Here is a 400-nt window from a genome sequence, read left to right as displayed (position 1 = left end):
GGAGGTGGCACCCCTCGGCATTCGGGTAACGATGGTGGAGCCGGGTCCATTCCGAACCAAGTTCGCCGGGCCTGGATTTGGGCTGGCCCGCACGGTCATCGACGATTATCAGGCGACCGCCGGGGTATTCCGGGAGCGAATCAAAGGCGTTGACGGCAAGCAGGAAGGTGACCCGGCCAAAGCCGCCCAACTCATCGTCGACCTCGCGAACGTGGACAATCCACCGCTGCGACTCCCCCTGGGAAAAATAGCCCTCGCTACCATACAGGCAAAAATCGACAGCATTCAAACCGACTTAGACGCCGGTAGCGAACGGGCCGAACGGGCGGTGTATTGATCAACGTCGAAGGCATTTCCCCACAAAATCGACTCTTGTATGATAGTTTGTTGATAATGAGAT

1 protein-coding gene is annotated in these 400 nt (G+C 57.5%); it reads left to right on the top strand.

The features are described from left to right. Positions 1 to 337: Rossmann-fold NAD(P)-binding domain-containing protein (locus D7Y13_RS50260; protein WP_500683216.1), on the top strand; the 337-nt coding region annotated here is incomplete at its 5' end. Positions 338 to 400: the final 63 nt, after the last annotated feature.

It is taken from the genome of Corallococcus praedator, from assembly GCF_003612125.1.
GTDB classification, from domain to species: domain Bacteria; phylum Myxococcota; class Myxococcia; order Myxococcales; family Myxococcaceae; genus Corallococcus; species Corallococcus praedator.
This window is presented reverse-complemented; position numbering and strand designations above follow the sequence as displayed.